Source organism: Vibrio sp. Vb1026 (assembly GCF_033338745.1).
GTDB classification, from domain to species: domain Bacteria; phylum Pseudomonadota; class Gammaproteobacteria; order Enterobacterales; family Vibrionaceae; genus Vibrio; species Vibrio alginolyticus.
In genome coordinates this window covers 63,564-86,413 of the sequence record NZ_JAWOTH010000015.1, presented here as the reverse complement: position 1 = coordinate 86,413, position 22,850 = coordinate 63,564, and the positions used below count along the sequence as shown (strand labels likewise).

Here is a 22,850-nt window from a genome sequence, read left to right as displayed (position 1 = left end):
GCCATTTGAGAATCACGGTGTGATCTCGATCTCTGCTGGAAGCTGTTCCAACCGCCAGTTTTCGCAGCCCCAACGAAGAATATCTTCTATGTTGGCCGCCCTTACGGTTTCAGGTATCTCGAAACCTAAAAATGTCATGGCGCGCAATAGAGTAGGTTTTGGTGTATCTATATCAATAGCCGTCGCGTGATTTTGTTTCGACAATTTATTGCCGTTGTTGTCCATCGCCAATGGTAAATGCAAGTAGCTAACTTCAGGCTGACCAAGTATTTGGTACAGGCTAATTTGACGCCCTGTCGGCTCGATTAAGTCTGCACCTCGCACGACTTCTGTGACGCCTTGGTCGATGTCGTCCAATACTACCGCAAGATTATAAGCAAATAATCCATCTCGACGTTTAATAATGAAATCTTCATTAACGAGTTGCTCTGGAATAGTAATGGTTCCCCGCTTTTGGTCGAGAAAATGAGCGACAGGCTTGGTCATTTTTAGGCGAATCGCGCCGTCTTTCAAGTTTTTATCGCGGCAAGTGCCAGGATAAAAACCGCCATGCTCTTTAATTTGCTTACGAGTACATTGGCAATAATAGGCTTCTCCATTTTCGAGCCATTTGTTTATTTGAGCTTGGTAAAGGTCGTGACGTTCGCTCTGGTATACCACTTTCCCATCCCAATGCAGCTGATAGGCCTTGAGTGCCTCTAGGATAAGTTGCGCTGCACCTGGCATTTCTCTTGGTGGGTCTAAGTCCTCAATACGTACTAACCAAGCTCCGTTTTGTGCTTTCGCTTGAAAATAACTGCCAAGAGCGGCAATCAGTGAACCAAAATGCAGTGGACCAGAAGGAGATGGGGCGAATCGACCTACATAGCGTGTCATGCGTGTATCTCGAATTTAGTAAACAAATAGGGTGCGAAGGTAGCCAAAACAAAAAGGGAGCCTGAGCTCCCTTCAACAATCATAATGCTGGGTGATTAACCTTGCATTTGCTTCTCTTTGATTTCTGCAAGTGTTTTACAGTCAATACAAAGGTCAGCGGTTGGACGTGCTTCAAGACGGCGAACGCCAATCTCTACGCCACAAGACTCACAGAAGCCAAAATCGTCTTCTTTGATTTTATCCAAAGTCTTTTCAATCTTCTTGATCAAACGGCGTTCGCGGTCACGGTTACGCAGTTCTAGGCTGAACTCTTCCTCTTGAGAGGCGCGGTCAACTGGATCTGGGAAGTTTGCTGCTTCGTCCTGCATGTGGTGAACAGTACGATCCACTTCAGCTCTTAGCTGGTCGCGCCAAGCTGTTAAGATTTTCGTAAAGTGTTCAACCTGCTCTGGTGACATGTACTCTTCACCAGGTTTTTCCTGATATGGCTCCACGCCGGCAATGGCTAGGATGCCTATCGTTTTCTTCTTTGATTCTGGCATACAGCATCTCCTACTTACACCTAGTCAACTGCTACGCAGTCAATTTAAGGCGGGTATCTATAGCAAAAAGAGGCGGTGCAAGCAAATACTGAATCGCAAAGTTATCGTCAATGTGAAGACGACATCATTTTTTCTCTTAATTGATAAAATCAATAGCGGAAATCAGCTTCATTCCAGTATCGCTCAGTTCAGCTTTGTAGCAGAGAACTTCCACTCCAGCGTCTTGTGCTTGTTTGAGTAATAGTGAATATTTCGCGTCTATATGGTGCGCCGCGGACACTTTTTCAATACCTGAATGTAAAACAGTGAATAAAAGTATGGCTCTACTTCCATTTTGTGCCATTTCTGTGAGCTCTCTCAGGTGTTTTTGTCCCCGAGTCGTGACCGCATCTGGGAAGTATCCTTGTCCAGTAGAGTCGGTCTCATCAAGAAGAGTGACGCTTTTCACTTCTATATAGCACTTTGGCTTGTCGTCTGCGCTGAGCAAGATATCAATTCGGCTATTTTCATTGCCGTATTTCACCTCAGTTTGAAGTGTGTCATAACCACAAAGCTCTGAAATGACATTATTTTCAATAGCCTCTACGGCTAATTGATTGGCGCGCGCGGTATTGATACAAATACGGTGGCCTTGTTCGGTTTCACTCAACTCCCAACTATTGGGGTATTTTCGTTTCGGGTTGTCGGAAGTAGAAAACCAAACCTTGTTTCCGGGCGTTGCACAACCCGTCATTGCACCTGTATTTGCGCAGTGGATTGTACGGATTTCACCAGTATCGAGCTCGATATCGGCAAGAAAGCGTTTATAACGTTTGAGTAGAGTGGCGGACTCTAAAGCGGGTGTGAAATGCATTTGCTTATTTAGACAAAAAATTTTTTATGTACAATGTTGCCACCATTACACCATAAGGTATTTTCTTTGTCACAATTGCCGATTGAAGCCGTGATGCCTGAGTTGCTGACGGCGGTCAAAAATCAACATCAAGTGATCTTAAAAGCGGCGCCTGGTGCCGGTAAGTCGACTTACTTCCCTTTGCAGTTACTCTTAAATCATTCGGTTGCTGGAAAAATCATCATGCTTGAGCCAAGACGACTCGCGGCGCGTAACATTGCCCGTTATCTTGCTGAGCAATTGGGAGAGCAAGTAGGTCAACGCGTGGGTTATCGAGTCCGTGGTGAGGCAAAGGTAAGTTCTGCAACGCAGCTGGAGATCGTGACCGAAGGGATCATGACCAGGATGATCCAAACTGACCCTGAACTGGATGGGGTTGATCTACTGATCTTTGATGAGTTTCATGAACGCAGCATTCATGCCGATACTGCTTTGGCATTCAGTTTAGAAGTTCAAGAGGCATTGCGAGACGATCTCAAGCTGGTGGTAATGTCGGCAACGCTTGACCAACAAGCATTACAATCGTTGTTGCCAGAAGCCAGTTACATTGAATCTGAAGGGCGCAGCTTTGATGTTGCAATGCGCTACCAGCCGTTAGGTGTGAACGAGCATTTACCTACGAGTATGGCAAAAACAATAGAAAGTCTTATGAACAAAGAGTCTGGATCTTTGTTAGCTTTCCTACCGGGTGTTGGTGCCATAAAACAAGTTGAAGAGCGGTTGTCTCATTTAGCGGATGATATCGACGTATGCCCACTTTATGGTCAACTGAGCTTTGCAGATCAACAAAAAGCGATTACGCCAGCAGAACAAGGTAAGCGTAAAGTCGTTCTAGCGACCAACATTGCAGAAACTTCACTAACGATTGAAGGCATTCGCCTCGTCGTTGATTCTGGGTTAGAGCGTATTGCCCGCTTTGATTTGAAAAACGGTTTAACACGCTTAGAGCAAACATGCATTGCACAGTCTTCAGCGATTCAGCGTGCAGGACGAGCGGGACGAATAGAAGAGGGCATTTGTGTTCGTCTTTATTCTGAAAGCCAGTTCAAGCAGCAACCGCCGGTTCCCCAACCCGAAATTTTGCATTCCGATTTGGCTAGTTTAGTTATGGAGCTTGCCTTTTGGGGAACGGGTGATATCCACGATCTAAAGTGGCTTGATGTTCCCGCTAATGCGTCATTGGAACAAGCGAAGCAGCTATTGGTGTCATTGGGACTACTGACGGAAAAAGGGCAATTAACGTCCGAAGGAAAACAGGCGCATGAACTAGGCGTTGAGCCTCGTGCGGCTGCGATGCTAATTAAAGCGCTATCTTACAGTGATAAGATGTTAAATGCTGCTTTGGCGGCGGTCGCACTGATTGAAGAGCCAGAGAGAAATGTTACCAATATCGCTTATAGCTTGCATCGTTGGCTTGTTGGTACTCATCCAAAAAAGTCGATATTGTTCAAGCGTGCTCAATCTCTGGCGTACAAATTGGATACGGTATTTGACCTGAAAGGCGTGGATGAAGATGCATTACCGCTGGTGTTAAGTTTGGCATTTCCAGATCGCATTGCGCAGCAGCGCACAAATCAATTTGGGCGATTTACTTTGGCTAATGGTCATGGTGCAGAATGTCATCAGGAAGACATGCTAGGTGGCTGTGAGTATTTGGTTGCCGTTGACTTAATGCGTTCTCATTCTAATTCAAGTCAAATTCATTCGGCATGTGAATTGGATGTCAATATATTGCGAACGACCTTTGATACGCTATTTTCGTCTGAAGAAGTAGTGGACTGGGATGAAAAAAGAGGCCGTCTAATAGCTGAGCGACAAACAAAACTCGGTCTGCTGGTCGTTGAACGCGAGCCGTTGCCAAGCCCGGGCAAAGAAAAAATGACACAAGCTTTACTCACGTATGTCCGCCGCCAGGGCTTACAGAGTCTAAACTGGACACCGGCAGCGGAGAGCTTGTTGGCTCGGATTCGTTGTGCGGTGGAATGGTTACCTGAGCAGTCATGGCCAGTGTTTGATGAAGCCAGTTTGCTGGATTCATTAGAGGAGTGGTTAGAACCATACATGACGTCTGTCAGCTCGGTTAAAGACCTGAGCAAGATAAACTTGGTCGAAGCGCTCAATGCTCTATTAGGTTGGCCTCTCAATCAACAACTGGATGAATGGTTACCTGAGCATTACCAACTACCCACAGGTTCAAAGAAGCGTATCCGTTACCAATATGGCCACGAGCCGATATTATCGGTGCGTATGCAAGAAGTATTTGGGGAGAGTGGTTCCCCAACGGTGGCTCTTGGCCGCAAGCGTTTGGTGCTTGAACTGCTTTCACCGGCACAACGTCCATTGCAAGTAACGTCGGACTTGGCGGCTTTCTGGAACGGAAGCTACAAAGACGTTCAAAAAGAGATGAAAGGGCGCTACCCAAAACACGTTTGGCCAGATGATCCTGCCAATCATGTAGCAACAACGAAAACAAAAAGACAATTGAATAATGACTGACAGCAAGAAGCCTAGCGCGAAAAAAGCGCCAGCGAAGAAAAGTACAACCAATAAAGGAACCGCAAAACAGACTCGACGTACGCCGAGTAAAAAACCGACTAACGAGAAACGTTCGTGGTTGAAAGTTCTGTGGTCGTTTAGCTGGAAAGCTGGCGTTGCACTTGCCGCTGTTTTGCTGTTTGTTGGGATTTACTTAGATAGTGTGGTGAAAGAACGCTTTGAAGGCCAGCTGTTTGAGCTGCCAACGGTGGTTTATGCCCGTATCTTGAATCTAAGCCCTGGTGAGAATATCACCATCCAAGAACTGCGCAACGAGCTAGATGTGTTGAATTACCGTAAAGTGAGTCAACCTCGTTACCCAGGCGAATATTCCTCTTCTTCCACTCGGATTGAATTGATTCGTCGTCCATTCGAGTTTGCCGATGGTCCCGAGCCGGATCGTCACATTATGCTGCATTTCTCTGATTCCGGCTTGCAACGTATTCAGTCTTTAGAATCTCGAGGAGACCTTGGTTACTTGCGCCTAGAACCGAAGATGTTGGGCATGCTGGAGAAAGACCGTGATGAACAGCGCCTTTTCTTACGTCGTGATCAGTTCCCTGAAATTTTGGTGGATGCACTGCTTGCGACCGAAGACCGGGATTTTTATCAACATGACGGGGTGTCACCGCTCGCGATTGCACGTGCATTGGTTGCGAACATTAAGGCGGGTCGTACTGTTCAAGGTGGTAGTACGCTGACTCAGCAATTGGCAAAAAACCTGTTTTTGACTCGTGATAAAACACTGTGGCGTAAAGTTCGAGAAGCGTATATCGCGCTAATTTTGGATTACCGTTACAGCAAAGATCGTATCTTAGAAGCCTACCTAAACGAAGTGTACCTAGGTCAAAGTGGAGGTGAAGCGATCCACGGGTTTGGCTTGGCGTCGCGTTACTATTTTGGGCAGCCAATTCAGGAGTTGCGAATCGATCAGCTGGCGATGTTAGTTGGGATGGTAAAAGGACCGTCTTACTACAACCCAATTCGTTACCCTGAGAGAACGAAAGAGCGTCGTGATCTCGTTCTGCGCCTGTTAATGCAGCAAAACATGTTGACTTCAGAGCAGTATGAACAAGCTGTAAGTCGTCCACTCGATACGCAAAGCAAGCCACGTATTGCGAGCCGTCAGCCAGCTTATTTCCAACAATTGAGTATTGAATTAAAAGAAAAAGTTGGGGAGCGATTTAAGGCAGAGACCGGACTGCGCGTATTTACGTCTCTGGACCCAGTATCGCAAAGCAAAATGGAACAAGCTATCGCGAAAAAGATCCCAGAACTAGCTAAACGGGGTGGTAAAGAGTTAGAAGCCGCTGCTGTGGCCGTTGATCGCCATAGTGGTGAAATCCGTGCGATGGTTGGTGGTAAACGTGTCGGTTATGAAGGCTTTAACCGAGCGCTCAATGCCAGTCGTCCAATTGGTTCTTTAGTGAAACCAGCGATTTACTTAACGGCTCTAGAACAACCGGATAAATACAACCTAGGCACGACGCTACACGACACGCCGTTAAGTCTGAAGAGCAGTAAAGGTAACGTGTGGACGCCGCGCAACTACGATAGAAAATATCGTGGTGATGTGCCACTTTACATTGCTTTAGCGAAATCACTTAACGTACCAACCGTGCGCTTAGGTATGGCACTTGGCATTCCTGAAGTGTCCAATACTTTAGCGCGTTTGGGCGTGAACAAAGACGAAATTCGCCCAGTGCCTTCGATGTTTTTGGGTTCGTTTTCTTTGACGCCATTCGAAGTCGCACAGATGTATCAGACTCTGACGAATTCAGGTAAGCGTGCAAAACTGACCGCTCTGCGCTCAGTCATGGATATGGAAGGTAATGTGCTGTATCAATCCTTGCCTCGTTCATCAAGAGCCGTGGATGAACAAGCTGCATGGCTAACGACCTACGCGATGAAACAAGGGGTTGCTCAAGGCACTGGCCGCTTCTTACAAAGCCAGTTTGGTTGGGCTGCATTGGCAGGAAAAACGGGTACCAGTAATGACAACCGCGATAGTTGGTTTGTCGGTGTTGATGGTCGTGAGGTGACGACAATTTGGCTAGGCCGCGACGATAATAAACCCGTGAATCTAACGGGGTCGAGTGGTGCATTACGAGTGTACGCAGAGTACTTGAAGCAGCGTATTCCTGAGCGCTTAGAGCTCCCATGGCCAAGAGAAATCACCACATTAGGGTTCAAGCCTACATCTGATGGAGGTTTAGAAATGAACTGCCGTAGTGATTACAAACTGCCGGTTTGGGATAAAACCGGTCAGATAAAGCAACAGTGTGAGAAGAAATCAAACTGGTTAAATAGCATATTTGATTGGTAGCATCGCCAAATCAACAACATTAGCTTGTTTATCTGATTAATTCTTAGTACATATTAGGGCGTGTTAGTACAGTACTGCTAGCACGCCCTACTTGATCAGATATTCAATAAAGGAAGAAGTGAATGTTCAAAAAGCTGTTATCAAGCCCATCGGTTCGCAACTTTGCGCTTTGGGTTAGTACCTTTTTGATGATCACTCCTTCTGTTTCCCTCGCAAACTCTCTAACAAAAACGGATGACTTGGAACCTCGACCAAAGGTGGCGGTTGTGCTCGCTGGTGGAGGAGCGAAAGGGGCGGCACACATTGGGGTTTTAAAAGCATTGGAAGAAATGCAGATCCCTGTCGATATTGTGACCGGTACCAGTATGGGCGCCTATGTGGGTGGGCTTTATGCCACGGGTATGAGTGCTGATGAAATCGAGAGTTTTATCTACACCGTCGATTGGGGCAGCGGTTATCGAGATCGTGTTGACCGTAGCCAACGTCGAGTTCGTGACAAAGAGTATGAAGACCGCTATCAAATTAATACCGATCTCGGCTTAAGGTTCGGTGAGGTACGAGCACCAACGGGTGTGGTGCAAGGCCAGAACATGTTGCGAGTATTGCGTGAGACTACAGGGAACTTAGGGCGATTCGATTCTTTTGATGATCTTGCCATTCCTTATCGTTCTGTTGCGACTGATATTCTTGCCCTAGAAGAAGTCGTACTGGGCAATGGTTACCTTGTGGACGCCATGATGGCTAGCATGTCTGTACCAGGAGCGCTTCCTCCCTATAAGCTCAATGGCCATATGCTTGTTGATGGCGGCGTCGTCAATAACATGCCTGTCGATGTGGCTCGCGCCATGGGGGCTGATGTCGTTATTGCCGTCGATATTAGCACCGACTACAAAACCGAAGATGAATTTACGGGGCTGTTTACTGTCGCGGACCAACTCTCTAACTATCTCGTTCGTCGTAGTACACAACAGCAAGTGGACGAGCTTGAACCTCAAGATATCTATATTCGTCCCAATGTGGGCACCATGGAAACCGTCGAGTTCGACAAAATGCCTTGGGCTTTTCAAGCTGGGTACGATATTACCAAGCAATTAAAAGACAAGCTGAAAGAGTTACGCTTGTCCAACGCGGACTATCAAAAATACATCGATCGCAAACAAGAAGTTCGTAAAACTTTGATTTATGGCGATCAGCGTGTGGTTGATGACATAGTGATTGTTAATAACACGCACTACAGCGATGTGCTGTTGACGAATCGTATTGAATTAGAAACCGGACGTCGTATTTCAACGGCCGAAATTGAGAAAGCCGTTGAAAACCTCTACGCGTTAGATCGGTTCGAGCTCATCACTTATCACTTTGAAGAGGTGGATGGTGAGACATTGTTGGTTTTTGATGTTAACGAGAAGTCGTGGGGGCCTAATTATCTCAACTTCCGATTTTTTCTGGAAGATGACTTCGATACAGATAGCCAGTACGGCATAGGAATATCGACCAACTTTACCAATTTAAACTCTCATGGCGCGGAGTTGGCGTTCAACGTAGAAATGGGCACGGATAAGCTGATTGAAGCTGAGTTGTATTCCCCTGTTTTATCTAGCCAAGAACTTTTTGTATCGGGGCGAATTTCCTATGGTAGTGAGAGCCGAAACTTACCTTTAACAGAGCCTCAAGCACCAGATTTAGAGTCAGTAAATGACTTTTTTCCGGTCACTTACGATGATTTTACAACAGAGTTAGCGATAGGTATCCAACCCACATTGTGGCAAGAACTTCGATTTGGCGCTCGCTACTCTACCGGAGATATTGAGCTTTCTACTTTGGCTTCTGCTGGTAAATTGGATTTTGAACGTCGTGGCCTGTTTGCGAACTATCGCCTAGATACACTTGATGATTTCGCATTTCCGACTCGCGGGCTTTTAGTCGATCTCGAATATTTAGTGTCTCATGATCAAAGTCCTCAGGGCGTTAGCCTTTTAGAAACTGACAAAATTATTGAAGATACCGTGTATGAAATCTCTGCACGATTTAAAGGTGCAGTGAGTCATCAGCGTCATACTTTAGTCGGACATGCTGAATATAGTTTTGTAGAGAGTAAAAACTCATCTTTACCGCTTGATCCCAGAGAGTTGGGCGGCTTCTTAAGCCTATCGGGAATCCCAAGAAATAGCCTGATCGGACAGAACTTATTTTTCAGCAGTTTGGTGTACCGATATAAGTGGTTTGATAATGATTTCGGATTGTTTGAAGCTCCAGTCTACCTGGGCGCATCGGTCGAATATGGCGGCGTTTGGTCTGATAATGATCTGAAACTAAACGAAGCGCCGCTTTACAATGCTGGCTCCATCTTCTTTGGTGTTGACTCACCAATAGGACCAATAATGTTGGCATACGGTCGTACCGAGCAAGATTTGGATGCTGTGTATTTGATCGTAGGAACATCGTTTAATTAATCGGGTATGAGAAAGCAAAAACTTGGCATATTTGGTCAAAATTAGCAGAACTTTAGTCGTAAGTTGCTATGTTGGTCAAAATGATAAGATTTTAATTTAAGGTTAAATTTGCTATTATTTTGCCCACAGTTTGGCCTCTACGGCGCTGTTTCTCAATCATAATTGAATGAAAACAAGGGCAATGGAGAGCCAAGTTTCCAAGGATGTTCACTCCTTTACTTTAACAATAGTAATAATAGAGGAGGAACCGCAATGAGAGGAAAAAGTCGTGCTTGAAGCCTACCGTAAACACGTCGAAGAGCGTGCTGCTGAAGGAGTTGTTCCTAAACCGCTAGACGCAGAACAAGTTGCTGGACTTGTAGAACTTCTGAAAAATCCCCCGCAAGGTGAAGAAAAAGTCATTCTTGACCTACTTGAAAACCGTATCCCTCCAGGTGTTGATGAAGCTGCTTATGTAAAAGCGGGTTTCCTAACAGCAGTAGCAAAAGGTGAAGTTAAATCACCATTAGTGAGTCGTGAAAAAGCGGCTGAACTGCTAGGCACTATGCAAGGTGGTTACAACATCGAACCGCTAGTTGAGCTATTGGATGATGAAGCACTGGCAGAGATCGCAGTAAAAGCGCTGTCTCATACGCTGCTGATGTTTGATGCTTTCTATGACGTAGAAGAGAAAGCGAAAGCAGGCAATGCGCATGCACAGAAAGTACTTCAATCATGGGCTGATGCTGAGTGGTTCCTTTCTAAGCCTAAGCTTGAAGAAAAAGTCACTCTAACCGTATTTAAAGTAACAGGTGAAACGAACACGGATGACCTTTCACCTGCACCTGACGCTTGGTCTCGCCCTGATATCCCAGTACACGCACTGGCGATGCTTAAAAACGAGCGTGAAGGAATAAACCCTGATCAACCGGGTACTATTGGCCCGATCAAGCAAATTGAAGAGTTAAAAGAAAAAGGTCATCAATTGGTTTACGTTGGTGATGTTGTTGGTACTGGCTCTTCACGTAAATCGGCAACCAACTCAGTGCTTTGGTTTATGGGTGATGATATCCCTTACGTTCCAAACAAACGAGCTGGTGGGTATGTGCTTGGTGGCAAAATTGCCCCTATCTTCTTTAACACAATGGAAGATGCTGGCGCACTACCAATCGAAGTTGACGTAACTAAGCTCAACATGGGCGATGTTATCGATGTTTACCCATATGAAGGTAAAGTTTGCAACCACGAAACTGGTGAGGTTCTAGCTGAGTTCTCGCTAAAAACAGAAGTACTGATTGATGAAGTTCGTGCTGGTGGTCGTATCCCATTGATCATCGGTCGTGGTTTGACAGACAAAGCGCGCCAGTCTCTAGGTCTTGAGCCTTCGGACGTATTCCGCAAACCTGGTGAAATCGCAGATTCTGGTAAAGGCTACACGCTTGCACAGAAAATGGTTGGTAAAGCATGTGGCGTAGAAGGCATCCGTCCTGGAACCTACTGTGAGCCGAAAATGACGACAGTAGGTTCGCAAGATACTACTGGCCCTATGACTCGTGATGAACTTAAAGACTTGGCGTGTCTCGGCTTCTCTGCTGATCTTGTCATGCAGTCTTTCTGTCACACATCGGCTTATCCAAAACCAGTAGACGTTAACACTCACCATACACTTCCGGACTTTATTATGAACCGCGGTGGTGTATCTCTTCGTCCTGGTGACGGTATTATCCACTCATGGCTAAACCGTATGCTACTGCCGGATACTGTTGGTACGGGTGGTGACTCACATACTCGTTTCCCTCTGGGTATTTCATTCCCAGCTGGCTCGGGCTTGGTTGCCTTTGCAGCTGCGACAGGCGTTATGCCGCTAGACATGCCAGAGTCAATCTTGGTTCGTTTTAAAGGTGAAATGCAACCGGGTATTACACTGCGTGATCTTGTTCATGCCATCCCTTACTACGCGATTCAGCAAGGTTTACTAACGGTAGAAAAAGCGGGCAAGATCAACGAATTTTCTGGCCGTATCCTTGAGATTGAAGGCTTAGAGACGCTAACGGTTGAGCAAGCATTTGAGCTTTCTGATGCATCTGCAGAGCGTTCGGCGGCAGGTTGTACTGTAAAACTGTCTCAAGAGTCGATCGAAGAGTACTTAAACTCTAACATCGTGATGCTGAAGTGGATGATCTCTGAAGGTTACGGTGATCGCCGTACTATCGAGCGCCGCATTACTGCAATGCAAGAGTGGCTAGCAAACCCTGAGCTGATGCAAGCAGATAAAGACGCTGAATACGCACATGTGATTGAAATCGATATGGCTGAAATCAATGAGCCAGTACTATGTGCACCGAATGACCCAGATGACGCTCGTTTGTTGTCTGAAGTACAAGGCACAGCGATTGATGAAGTGTTCATCGGTTCTTGTATGACGAACATCGGTCACTTCCGCGCAGCAGGTAAATTGCTTGATAAGTTCAATGGCCAGTTAGCGACGCGCCTTTGGGTAGCGCCACCAACAAAGATGGATAAAGACCAACTGATTGAAGAAGGCTACTACGGTATCTTCGGACGTGCAGGGGTGCGTATTGAAACGCCAGGGTGTTCACTTTGTATGGGTAACCAAGCGCGTGTTGCAGATAAATCAACAGTAATGTCGACTTCAACGCGTAACTTCCCGAACCGTCTGGGTACTGGTGCGAATGTTTACCTATCGTCAGCTGAGCTAGCTGCAGTAGGTGCAATCCTAGGTAAAATTCCAACCAAAGAAGAATACCTAGAATACGCGAAGCAAATCGACGCTACGGCAACGGATACGTACCGCTACTTGAACTTCCATAAAATGGATCAATACACCAAGAAAGCGGACGAAGTGATCTTCCAAGAACCGGCATAATCAGAAATGCACAATTCAAAAGCACCTCACATGAGGTGCTTTTTTTATGGGAGCAATTCGCTATACTCGCACCAAATTGATACGAAATAGGCAATCTCGGTGGAATTTGAATTCATTCGTAACACGTTGATGGGCGAGTACTACGTAAAATGTAGCATGGGACATGAGATTGTAGGGCGCTGGTTGCAAGAAGAAATTGGCAAAGATCCGATGAAGATTGCACAGGTTGAAAAGCTAATTGAGCGGTCATTTTCAGTGCCTTCTCAGGAGCATAACCTAACAGGCACGGAAATTAGCTTGATGATTCAGGGCGACGAAGTTCTTGTACAAGAAAACGCATTAGCCCATGAATATGATGTCGAGATGGAAAGTGAGTTCGACTTCTACAATGCAGAAAGTACAGCAAGTTGTGGGATAGAGGATTTCATGGCACTTATCGAACAGTGGAAAGACTTTTTGAACATTTAATGCACAATTTTGGGTAACTTCTCTGCCGTTGCTTTAAATTTGTGAAAAGGGCGCACCGATATGGTGCGCCCTTTTTGTTTATAGATATGTAAATTGAGGTTAGTTTTTATTATTCAATAACTTAAAAACTTGGCACGTAGATTGGATTATAAGAAGTGTTTCAGGAAGAAAGCTTCGGAGATAACTCAATGAAAATAATCAATGCCATTATTAAGCCGTTTAAATTAGACGATGTACGAGAAGCATTGGCTGATGTCGGTATCGAAGGGATGACAGTATCAGAAGTTAAAGGGTTCGGTCGTCAAAAAGGTCACACGGAATTGTACCGCGGTGCAGAGTATCAAGTCGATTTTCTACCAAAGGTGAAAATTGAAATCGCGACTCACGCAGACAATGTAGATCGCGTTGTTGAAGCAATTACAAAAGCTGCGCAAACCGGAAAAATCGGCGACGGTAAAATTTTTGTTTACGATCTGAACCAAGCGGTGCGTATCCGAACTGGCGAAATGGACGCAGAAGCACTTTAAGAATTCAAAGGATTGGAGATACTTATTATGGAATTAGCAACAACAGTAACCGAGTTACGTTACGCACTTGACACCTTTTTCTTCCTCATTTCCGGTGCGTTGGTAATGTGGATGGCAGCAGGCTTTGCGATGCTAGAGGCTGGCCTTGTGCGCTCTAAAAACACAACAGAAATTCTTACGAAGAACATCTGTTTGTACGCTATCGCATGTACGATGTTTCTGATTGTCGGTTATAACATCATGTATGTCGATAATGGAGAAGGAGGCTGGTTACCTTCATTTGGTACGCTAATTGGTACTCAAGGTGAAGGGGCCGACCACTCTTTAGAGTCTGACTTCTTCTTCCAAGTTGTCTTCGTTGCAACTGCTATGTCCGTCGTTTCTGGTGCGGTAGCTGAGCGCATGAAGCTTTGGTCTTTCTTGATTTTCTCTGCGATTTTAACTGCGTTTATCTATCCAATGGAAGGTTACTGGACATGGGGTGGAGGCTTCCTAGCAGAAGCTGGATTTAGTGACTTTGCGGGGTCTGGTATCGTACATATGGCAGGTGCTTCTGCTGCTCTTGCTGGTGTGTTACTGCTTGGCGCGCGTAAGGGTAAGTACGGTAAAAATGGTGAAATCTATCCGATTCCAGGTTCTAACATGCCTTTGGCAACGTTGGGTACTTTTATCCTTTGGTTTGGCTGGTTTGGATTTAACGGTGGTTCTCAGTTGATGGTTTCAGATTTTGAGAATGCTACAGCGGTAGGTCAGATCTTTCTAAACACTAACGCAGCAGCGGCTGCTGGTGCAATTGCGGCGCTATTCGTTTGTAAAACTACTTGGGGTAAAGCCGATTTAACGATGATCCTCAATGGCGCGCTAGCTGGCTTGGTTGCCATCACTGCAGACCCTCTATCGCCATCACCACTGTACGCGGTTGCGATTGGTGCGGTGTCGGGTGCACTAGTAGTATTCAGTATCATTGCTCTAGATAAACTTAAAATTGACGATCCAGTAGGTGCTATCTCAGTTCACGGTGTGTGTGGTTTCTTCGGCCTAATGGTAGTGCCACTGAGCAACGGTGATGCAACGTTTGGTGCACAGCTTTTAGGTGCCGTAGTTATCTTTGCTTGGGTATTTGGTGCTAGCCTAGTTGTGTGGGCAATCTTGAAAGCGACCGTTGGGATTCGCGTTACAGAAGATGAAGAAATGGAAGGTATGGACATGCATGATTGTGGTGTTGGTGCTTACCCAGAGTTTGTTACGGTGAAATAATCATTAGCTTGTAATAAATGGTTACACACTTAACACAATAAAACCTGCTCCGATGAGCAGGTTTTTTAATATTCGTCATTGTCTTCTTATTGAACATACATATAATAACGCAACTGATAAACGTTATCATTAGCATGGTAAAGGATTAAACAATGAAAAAACTGCTAACTCTTTCAGCACTAACTTGCGCTACTCTAGCTCCAACAGCAATGGCTGCTGAAGAAGTGAACGTCTACTCTTACCGTCAACCTTTCCTAGTTGAACCTATGTTCAATGAGTTCACTAAAGAAACTGGTATCAAAGTAAACGTAAAATTTGCTAAAAAAGGCTTAGCAGAAAAGCTAGCTCAAGAAGGTGAGTACAGCCCTGCTGACGTTATTCTTACGACAGACATCAGCCGTCTAGCTGAACTGACAAACAAAGGTTTAGTTCAGAAAGTCGATAGCAAAATCATTGAAGAAAACGTACCTGCTCAATACCAAGATAAAGAGAATGAGTGGTTTGCTCTAACTCTACGTTCTCGTAGCGTTTATTCATCACGTGATCGCGTAGGTAAACTAGGCGCAGATTTCAACTACGCAGACTTAGCTAAGCCAGAGTTCAAAGGTAAAATTTGTACTCGTAGCGGTAAGCACCCGTACAACGTTTCTCTAGTTTCAGCAATGATTGCTCACAATGGCGAAGCAGAAACCAAAGAGTGGTTAGAAGGCGTGAAAGCAAACCTTGCTCGCAAACCACAAGGCAACGATCGTGCACAAGTTAAAGCGATCAAAGAAGGCCTATGTGATGTTTCTCTAGGTAACAGCTACTACCTAGGTAAAATGGTTAACGACAAAGAGCAAAAAGCTTGGGCTGATGCAGTTTACATCAACTTCCCTAACCAAGAGACTACAGGCACTCACGTGAATATCTCTGGTATGGCGATGGCTAAGTACTCTCCAAACAAAGACAATGCTGTGAAGCTAATGGAATTCCTAACGGGTGACAAAGCGCAGCAAATGTACGCAGAAGTTAACTACGAGTACCCAGTTAAAGAAGGCGTGAAGCGTTCTGAGCTTGTGGAATCTTGGGGTGACTTTAAAGCAGACAAGCTTTCTCTAGACGATATTGCAGCCAACCACGAAGCGGCAATTAAGCTATTAGATGAAGTGAAATTTGACCTTTAATTCCTTGTGGGGGTATAACAGTACCCCCATTTGATTAAAGGATATGAGATGTATTTGCAACAGCATTTGTATTTCATACAGCCTTGCAGTAATTAGGCGATGAAAGATAAACACTCTTTATGGAAAACCAGTAGTGGGGTAATAACTCTGCTACTGGTTTTGCCGATCTTAGCGATCTTCTACACCGCAATTGGTGAAACGGATGATTTGTTTGCTCATTTAATGGCAACGGTCATGCCGACTTATATTTTTAACACGGTTGCGCTAACTGTTGGCGTAATGGTGCTGTCCTTAATTCTTGGTATTCCAAGCGCTTGGATAATGGCCATGTGTAAACTGCCGACCGAAAAATGGTTGCAGTGGGCATTGGTGCTACCTCTTGCAATGCCAGGTTATATCATTGGTTATATTTTTACTGATTGGTTTGATTTTGCAGGCCCGATTCAGATCTTTTTGCGTGATGTAACCGGATGGGGACCTGGCGAGTATTGGTTCCCTGACATTCGTACGTTGCCTGGTGCGACCTTTGTGTTGGCTTTGGTGTTGTATCCTTACGTGTATTTATTGTGCCGGGCTGCGTTTATGGAGCAAAATGTATCTTTATTGCAAAGCGCGCGTTTGCTCAAGTGCTCTCCATGGGAAAGCTTTTGGCGCATCTCGATGCCGTTAGTAAGACCCTCTATCGCAGTAGGTTTATCATTGGTCGCAATGGAGACCATCGGTGACTTTGGTACGGTAAGTTACTTCGCGGTGAATACGTTAACCACAGCGGTCTACGATACTTGGTTGGGGTACTCTAATCTTAATGCGGCAGCCAAGATTTCTGCCATGATGCTCGTCATTGTAGTACTGCTTCTTAGTGCCGAACGATACAGCCGCCGTAAACAAAAGCTTTTTCAAAGCCAATTTAACAGTCACGAAGATTTTCGTTACGAGTTGACGGGCTGGAAAAAGTGGACCGCACTGGTTTGGTGTTGGGGCTTGGTTTCAGTCGCTTTTATTTTGCCGCTACTACAGCTGATTGATTATGCGATCACTTATTTTGCGCAGAGTTGGACCTCAGAGTTTCGTGAATACGCATGGAATAGCTTAGTTGTGTCTGTTATTGCTGCGATTATTGGTGTTGCTGTCGCACTGATCGTTAACTTTACCCATCGAGTCAATGGTAAACGAGAAAGCTTGGCATTTATGCGTCTTTCTTCTATGGGCTATGCAGTACCAGGAACGGTACTAGCCATCGGTGTGATGGTCGCTGTGCTGTTTATGGATCATCGTGTCAACGACGTTGCTAAAGCCATGGAGTGGGGAAGACCGGGACTTATTTTTTCTGGCTCCATGTTCGCCCTGGTTTTTGCCATGGTTGTGCGCTTTTCAGCGGTGGCGATTGGTAGTATCGAAAGTAATTTAAATAAAATTTCTCCGTCGTTAGATATGGCATCGCGCACTATGGGTTGTAAGCCCAATGTCATGCTGTGGCGCGTGCACTTTCCGCTGGTTAAGCGCGGTGCACTGATTGCGGCTTTATTAGTGTTTATCGAGTCGATGAAAGAGCTTAATGCGGCTTTGTTACTTCGTCCGTTTAACTTTGAAACACTAGCCACATACGTTTATAACTTCGCCTCGGATGAGCATTTAGAATTGGCCGCTTTGCCAGCGGTTCTGTTGGTTCTTGTTGGGTTGATCCCGCTTGTTGTTGTTAACCGTTCACTGGAGCAAAATCACTGATGAGCTGTGCATTATCAATTAAAAACCTAACGTGCCAATATGATGATCAAACCGTACTCGAATCATTGTCTCTTGAGGTAGAACAAGGGCAGATTGTCTGTTTGCTAGGAGCTAGTGGCTGTGGGAAAACAACACTATTAAAGGCCGTTGCGGGATTATTGCCGTTAACGTCAGGCGAAATGAGTCTAAATTGCGTCACAATTGATGATGGGGAAAACTGGTTGCCGCCAGAACAGCGTAATATCGGGATGATTTTCCAAGATTACGCACTTTTTCCTCACTTGACGGTGGAGCAAAACATTGCCTTTGGCTTAAAGCAGTGCTCGACAAAAGAGAAAAATGCCAAAGTTCAAGAGATGTTAGAACTCGTGCATCTTCAAGGTTATGGCGATCGTTATCCTCATCAATTGTCTGGTGGACAGCAGCAGCGTGTTGCGATTGCTCGCTCATTAGCTTACAGCCCAGACTTATTGTTACTTGATGAACCGTTTTCTAATATTGATACGCAAGTTCGCCATGAGTTGATAAGTGAGATCCGTAAGATTTTTAAGGCCCAAGGTGTGACTGCCATTTTTGTTACGCATAGCCGTGAAGAGGCTTTTGCTTTCGCCGATAAAATGGCAGTGATGAACAATGGAGTCATCGAGCAATATGGCACAGCATCTGAGCTTTACTACCAGCCTTCAAGTAAATTTGTCGCTGATTTCTTAGGTGGTGGCAGTTACCTTGCTGCTAAACGGGTTTCGAATTCAGAATATGAAACCCACTTGGGCGTGGTTGAAGCCACGGCTCAACAAGATATTCCAGTACAGGCGGAGTGCTCTTTACTGCTAAGACCGCAGCATGTGCAAATTCAATCCGATGAAGATAGTTCGGTAACCGTATTGGAACAGCATTTTATGGGTGATCACTGCCGTTATGTGATTAACGCGAATGGTGACCGTTTGTTAGCTACAGCTTCGCAAGCATTAAATATAGGTGAGTCCGTCGCGGTGAAAATTGAAACGCAAGGCGTCCTGGCATTTGCTTAACGCTCCTGAGTATCTTTTCTATCTCGTTTACGACTTCCCAACATACAATAAAAAGCCCGGCTGTGGAGCCGGGCAAGTGCTCTTCTCCTGTTGATGAGCGCCTTTTCAGACAGCGTTGACTCTCATCATAGTGCTCGAAGCGGGCACAAGGTTCAGTTATAAAGACAAGAAGTCTTTAAACTGTTGAAGAACACGTTCCGCAGTGTCCTTATCTTGCATCTCTGCAAAAATTCGTAGCAGTGGCTCAGTGCCAGAGAAGCGAGCGATGATCCAACCGCTGTTTTTGAAGTAGACTTTCGCACCATCTTCATAGCTGACTTTTTCGATTTCAAACTCAAACTCAGGCAACTGCTTTTCAACATAAATCTTGTTGAACAGTACGTCTTTTTGCGCTGGTTTGAACTTGCAATCGCCTTCTGCCATGTAGGCATAGCCGTACTTGCCGTAGATTTCATCCAGCAACTCAGACAGCTTCTTGCCGGTTACTGAAATCATTTCTACCAATAGGCTTGATGCGAATACGCCGTCTTTACCTTTGATGTGGCCGCGAATGGTTAGGCCACCAGAGCTTTCCCCGCCAATCAGTGAGTCATCCGCTTCCATTTGGGAGCTGATGTGCTTAAAGCCTACAGGAACCTCAAAGCATTTCTCGCCATGATCTTCGGCGACTTTATCGAGAAGGTGGGTGGTTGCGATGTTACGTACCACGGAGCCTTTCCAGCCTTTGTATTCAAGTAGGTAGTAGTAAAGCAGCAGTAGCACTTCATTTGGATGAATGAAGTTACCTTTTTCGTCGATAATACCAAGACGGTCCGCATCGCCATCAGTACCGATGCCAATATCGTAACCTTGCTCTTTCACTAGGTGCATCAAACGGTAGAGTGTTGCAGCGCTTGGCGAAGGCATTAACCCACCGAAGTCTGGGTTTTTGCCATCGTTAATCACATCAACGTCACAGCGGCCGTTGATTAATACGGTTTGCAGTGCGTTTTTCGCGACACCAAACATTGGGTCGATCAAAACACGTAAATTCGCCTTCTTGATCGCTCCGATGTCGATAAAGTCGATGATTGAGTCAACGAATTCGTTCATCGGATTGATGATTTCAATCAGCTTATCTTCAACCGCTTGTTCAAAGTCGACGCTTTTTACATCTTGCGCAGTGAGCGCGTCTATTTGTGATTCGATTTTTTGGGTGATGATTTCATCTGCGTCACGACCGCCTTCAATGAAGACTTTAATGCCGTTGTAATCGGCAGGGTTGTGTGATGCGGTAATGCATGCCGAGTATGCGCAGCCCATTTCTTTCGCTTTAAACATTACGATAGGTGTTGGGACAAATTTGTCGATAAAGCTAACCATAATGCCGTTTGCTGCTAGAACTTCAGCGAACCAACGACCTGCTTTATCGGAAAGAAAACGACGGTCATAGCCAATCACAAAACCGCGATCAGCAACCGATTCGTTATTCGTGATGTTTGCAACTGCTTGGGCAACCAAGCGTACGTTATCTTTGGTGAACTCCTCACCAATAAATGCACGCCAACCGCCTGTACCAAATTTGATCATGATTCGATCCTCGATAAGAGCGGCATCCCACCGCGTCTTAAATCTTTGCTAGCGAACCGATGCACTTGTAAAACATAAATGCACCGGATAAATCAAAAGGGGAGAAGGACTCCCCCAAAAGATGATTAACCTAGAGTAACGATAACTTCGTTTACTGAACCTTCCGCTTGAACTGGTACAGATGCACCATTTACAGCTTCACCGTTCACGGTAATCGACTTAACGCCTTTGCTTACTGAGTCTGGGTTAACGACTTTGATGTTGTACGTTGCTCCTAGCCATTGGCGAGTCACTTCGAAACCAGGCCAGTTCGTTGGGATACATGGATCGATAGTTAGGCCATCGAAGCCTGTACGCACACCAAGAATAAAGTTGGTAACAGCGAAGTAAGCCCAGCCTGACGTACCTGTTAACCATGGGTGGTTTGCACGACCGTGGTCTTGGTGGTCACGACCCATGATGAACTGAACGTATGAGTATGGTTCTGCAATACGTTTTTCGATGATGTCGTTCTGGTTGTATGGGTTTAGCGCATCGTAGAACTTCATTGCACGATCACCACGACCCAGTTTCGCTTCAGCTACCCAAGCCCATGGGTTTGGATGCGAGAATATCGCACCGTTCTCTTTTACGCCTTGGTAAACACGAGTTACGAAGCCGATATCATCATTCGGTGTTGCAAAAGATGGTGAGTTTAGGTGGAGGCCGTATTCAGAGAATAGGTTCTCATCGACAGCGTCCATCGCTTTTTCGCCGCGCTCTTGAGATACCGCACCAGAAAGTACCGCAAGTGTGTTTGACTCTAGGTGTACACGACCTTCTTTTTGTTGCGCTGTACCGATCTTTTCGCCGTTTTTCGTTAGACCACGGATATACCAGCCGCCTTCTTCGTCCCAAAGGTGTGTTTCACACGCTTCACGCACGTTTGCTGCCATCTCGGTGTATTTTTCAACGTCGGCTTCCTTACCTAGGTATTTCGCTAGGTCGATGAACTCCTGCAGTGCCCAGAAATGTAGGAACGACACCATTGAAGATTCGCCGCCACCTAGGTTCAGACAGTCGTTCCAGTCTGCACGCAGACCTTTACAGATACCGGTTTGACCTACGTATTCAGCCGAGAAGTCTAGCGCGGCTTTCATGTGGTCATAAACCGTTGCATCGCCACCGTCGGCGTAAGGGATCACTTCGTCGAAGAAGCTGTGCTCACCGGTTTCCATCACGTACTTACAGATGGTTGGAACTAGCCATAGGTGATCATCAGAACAGGTGTCTTCGATGCCGTGAATTTTGTCTTCATCAGAAGGTGTTGGAACTACGGTTGGAGATTTAGATGGTTTAACATCCGCTTTTTCTGGATCAAACCAATCTGGATCGAATAGGTGTAGACCGTAGCCCGCTTTTACTTGGCCGCGCAGTAGGTCAACGATACGTTTGCGCGTCATTGCTGGGTTAGCGTGAGGAACTGAGATTGCATCTTGCGCTGTATCGCGGTAACCAAGACCAGTACGGCCTCCCACCTCGATGAATGAAGCAAAGCGAGACCACACCACACACGTTTCCGCTTGGTATAACGTCCAAGCGTTGATCATGGTATCTAGACCTTCGTTTGGTGATTTCACTTGGAACTTGCCACAACGCTCATCCCAGTGTGCTTTGATACCCGCAAATGCGTTGTCGACTTCTGCAAGGTCTTGGTACTTAGCACGCAGACGCTCTCCGTTGCCTTTACCGATACCGAGAATGTAAGCAAAGCGAACTTCTTCACCCGGCTGAATAGTAAATTGCTTATGCAAAGAGCCACAGTGGTTGTAACAAGTTTGCGCTGTATTGAAACACTTACCTTGTTCTACCGCTAACGGGTTTGCTTCGTCACGGTATAGGCCTAGGAAGCTGTCACGTTGGCCGTCGTATGAATCTGGGGCAAATGTTGAAGCTAGGTAGTAGAAGCCTTCGAAATCGTTGGTGTTGTAGTACAGGTCGTACTCTATCACGCCTTCGTTGTAAGCCGTACCTGCCGAGTACAGAGACATCTGATGGTTTTGGTTATCAGATTGAATGTGGCTGAATGAGAACTCAACAAATGAGAATGCACTGATCGTACGTGGTTTGTCAGAGGTGTTTTTAATCACTACATCCCAGATTTCAGCGTCTTCGCCTTTTGGCACGAACAGAGTTTTTGTTGCGGTAATACCGCTGTATTCACATTTGAACTTAGAGTAAGACAAGCCGTGACGAACTTCGTAGTTTGCTTCGTCTAGGCTCTTCGCAACTGGTTGCCAAGAGATTGACCAGTAATCACCTGTCTCATCATCACGCAAGTAAACGTAGTGTCCTGGGCGATCGAATGTCGCATTTGGACGGAATTTAGTAACACGGTTGTATTCTGGAGAGTTGTAGAACGAGTAGCCACCCGCGTTGTGCGAGATAACCGTACAGAACTTCTCAGTACCTAGGTAGTTGGTCCATGGTGCTGGTACGTCAGGGCGAGTGATGACGTATTCGCGATTCTCGTTATCGAAATAGCCGTATTTCATTTGTGTCTTTCCTTTTTACGAAGCTGCATCAGCAGCCAAAATTTAAAAACTCTTCAAGCGTGATGTTTCGACATCAGTTTTGT

The 22,850-nt window shown here is 45.7% G+C and carries 15 protein-coding genes; 10 read left to right on the top strand and 5 right to left on the bottom strand.

Translation table 11 applies throughout. The features are described 5' to 3' along the window. Positions 1-12: 12 nt before the first annotated feature. The 3 genes from gluQRS to sfsA all read right to left on the bottom strand — a co-directional run bounded on the left by gluQRS (position 13) and on the right by sfsA (position 2,271). Positions 13-876: a tRNA glutamyl-Q(34) synthetase GluQRS gene (gene gluQRS / locus R7E47_RS18970; protein WP_158156846.1), complete on the bottom strand. Its 864-nt coding sequence runs from the start codon at positions 874-876 to the stop codon at positions 13-15. 95 nt (positions 877-971) lie between these two features. Then, complete coding sequence (dksA, locus tag R7E47_RS18965) at positions 972-1,418, bottom strand: RNA polymerase-binding protein DksA (RefSeq protein WP_005386584.1); 447 nt, start codon at positions 1,416-1,418, stop codon at positions 972-974. A 136-nt stretch (positions 1,419-1,554) separates the two neighbouring features. Next, positions 1,555-2,271 (bottom strand): DNA/RNA nuclease SfsA, encoded by a 717-nt coding sequence (gene sfsA, locus R7E47_RS18960; RefSeq protein ID WP_017635909.1) that lies wholly within the window; start codon positions 2,269-2,271, stop codon positions 1,555-1,557. 66 nt (positions 2,272-2,337) lie between these two features. On the opposite strand from sfsA, the gene hrpB reads away from it, so the two are divergent. From hrpB to R7E47_RS18910, 10 genes are all read left to right on the top strand, one after another. Further along, entirely contained in the window at positions 2,338-4,806 is a 2,469-nt protein-coding gene (hrpB, locus tag R7E47_RS18955) for an ATP-dependent helicase HrpB (RefSeq protein WP_318084948.1), read from the top strand. Continuing rightward, positions 4,799-7,171: a penicillin-binding protein 1B gene (gene mrcB / locus R7E47_RS18950; RefSeq protein WP_170897444.1), complete on the top strand. Its 2,373-nt coding sequence runs from the start codon at positions 4,799-4,801 to the stop codon at positions 7,169-7,171. Before hrpB ends, mrcB begins: the two co-directional genes overlap by 8 nt. Before the next feature lie 122 nt (positions 7,172-7,293). After that, positions 7,294-9,624 (top strand): patatin-like phospholipase family protein, encoded by a 2,331-nt coding sequence (locus R7E47_RS18945; RefSeq protein WP_047102650.1) that lies wholly within the window; start codon positions 7,294-7,296, stop codon positions 9,622-9,624. A 268-nt stretch (positions 9,625-9,892) separates the two neighbouring features. Beyond that, positions 9,893-12,490 (top strand): bifunctional aconitate hydratase 2/2-methylisocitrate dehydratase, encoded by a 2,598-nt coding sequence (gene acnB, locus R7E47_RS18940; RefSeq protein WP_170897445.1) that lies wholly within the window; start codon positions 9,893-9,895, stop codon positions 12,488-12,490. A 99-nt stretch (positions 12,491-12,589) separates the two neighbouring features. Further along, entirely contained in the window at positions 12,590-12,958 is a 369-nt protein-coding gene (locus R7E47_RS18935; protein WP_206954587.1) for a YacL family protein, read from the top strand. A 188-nt stretch (positions 12,959-13,146) separates the two neighbouring features. Further along, entirely contained in the window at positions 13,147-13,485 is a 339-nt protein-coding gene (locus R7E47_RS18930) for a P-II family nitrogen regulator (RefSeq protein ID WP_005386570.1), read from the top strand. 27 nt (positions 13,486-13,512) lie between these two features. Then, entirely contained in the window at positions 13,513-14,742 is a 1,230-nt protein-coding gene (locus R7E47_RS18925; protein WP_047102648.1) for an ammonium transporter, read from the top strand. Positions 14,743-14,894: 152 nt separating this feature from the next. Then, positions 14,895-15,908, top strand: coding sequence for a Fe(3+) ABC transporter substrate-binding protein (locus R7E47_RS18920; RefSeq protein ID WP_005386566.1), 1,014 nt, complete (start codon positions 14,895-14,897; stop codon positions 15,906-15,908). Between the two features lie 99 nt (positions 15,909-16,007). Further along, positions 16,008-17,633, top strand: coding sequence for an ABC transporter permease (locus R7E47_RS18915; protein WP_053304117.1), 1,626 nt, complete (start codon positions 16,008-16,010; stop codon positions 17,631-17,633). Beyond that, a complete protein-coding gene (locus tag R7E47_RS18910) occupies positions 17,633-18,664 on the top strand; it encodes an ABC transporter ATP-binding protein (protein ID WP_005380055.1) in 1,032 nt (343 codons plus the stop codon). The genes R7E47_RS18915 and R7E47_RS18910 overlap by 1 nt, the downstream gene beginning before the upstream one ends. A gap of 156 nt (positions 18,665-18,820) precedes the next feature. Here R7E47_RS18910 and R7E47_RS18905 read toward each other — a convergent pair whose 3' ends face one another. After that, positions 18,821-20,233, bottom strand: coding sequence for a phosphoglucomutase/phosphomannomutase family protein (locus tag R7E47_RS18905; RefSeq protein WP_158156842.1), 1,413 nt, complete (start codon positions 20,231-20,233; stop codon positions 18,821-18,823). Positions 20,234-20,358: 125 nt separating this feature from the next. Further along, positions 20,359-22,767: a GH36-type glycosyl hydrolase domain-containing protein gene (locus tag R7E47_RS18900; protein WP_005380050.1), complete on the bottom strand. Its 2,409-nt coding sequence runs from the start codon at positions 22,765-22,767 to the stop codon at positions 20,359-20,361. Positions 22,768-22,850: the final 83 nt, after the last annotated feature.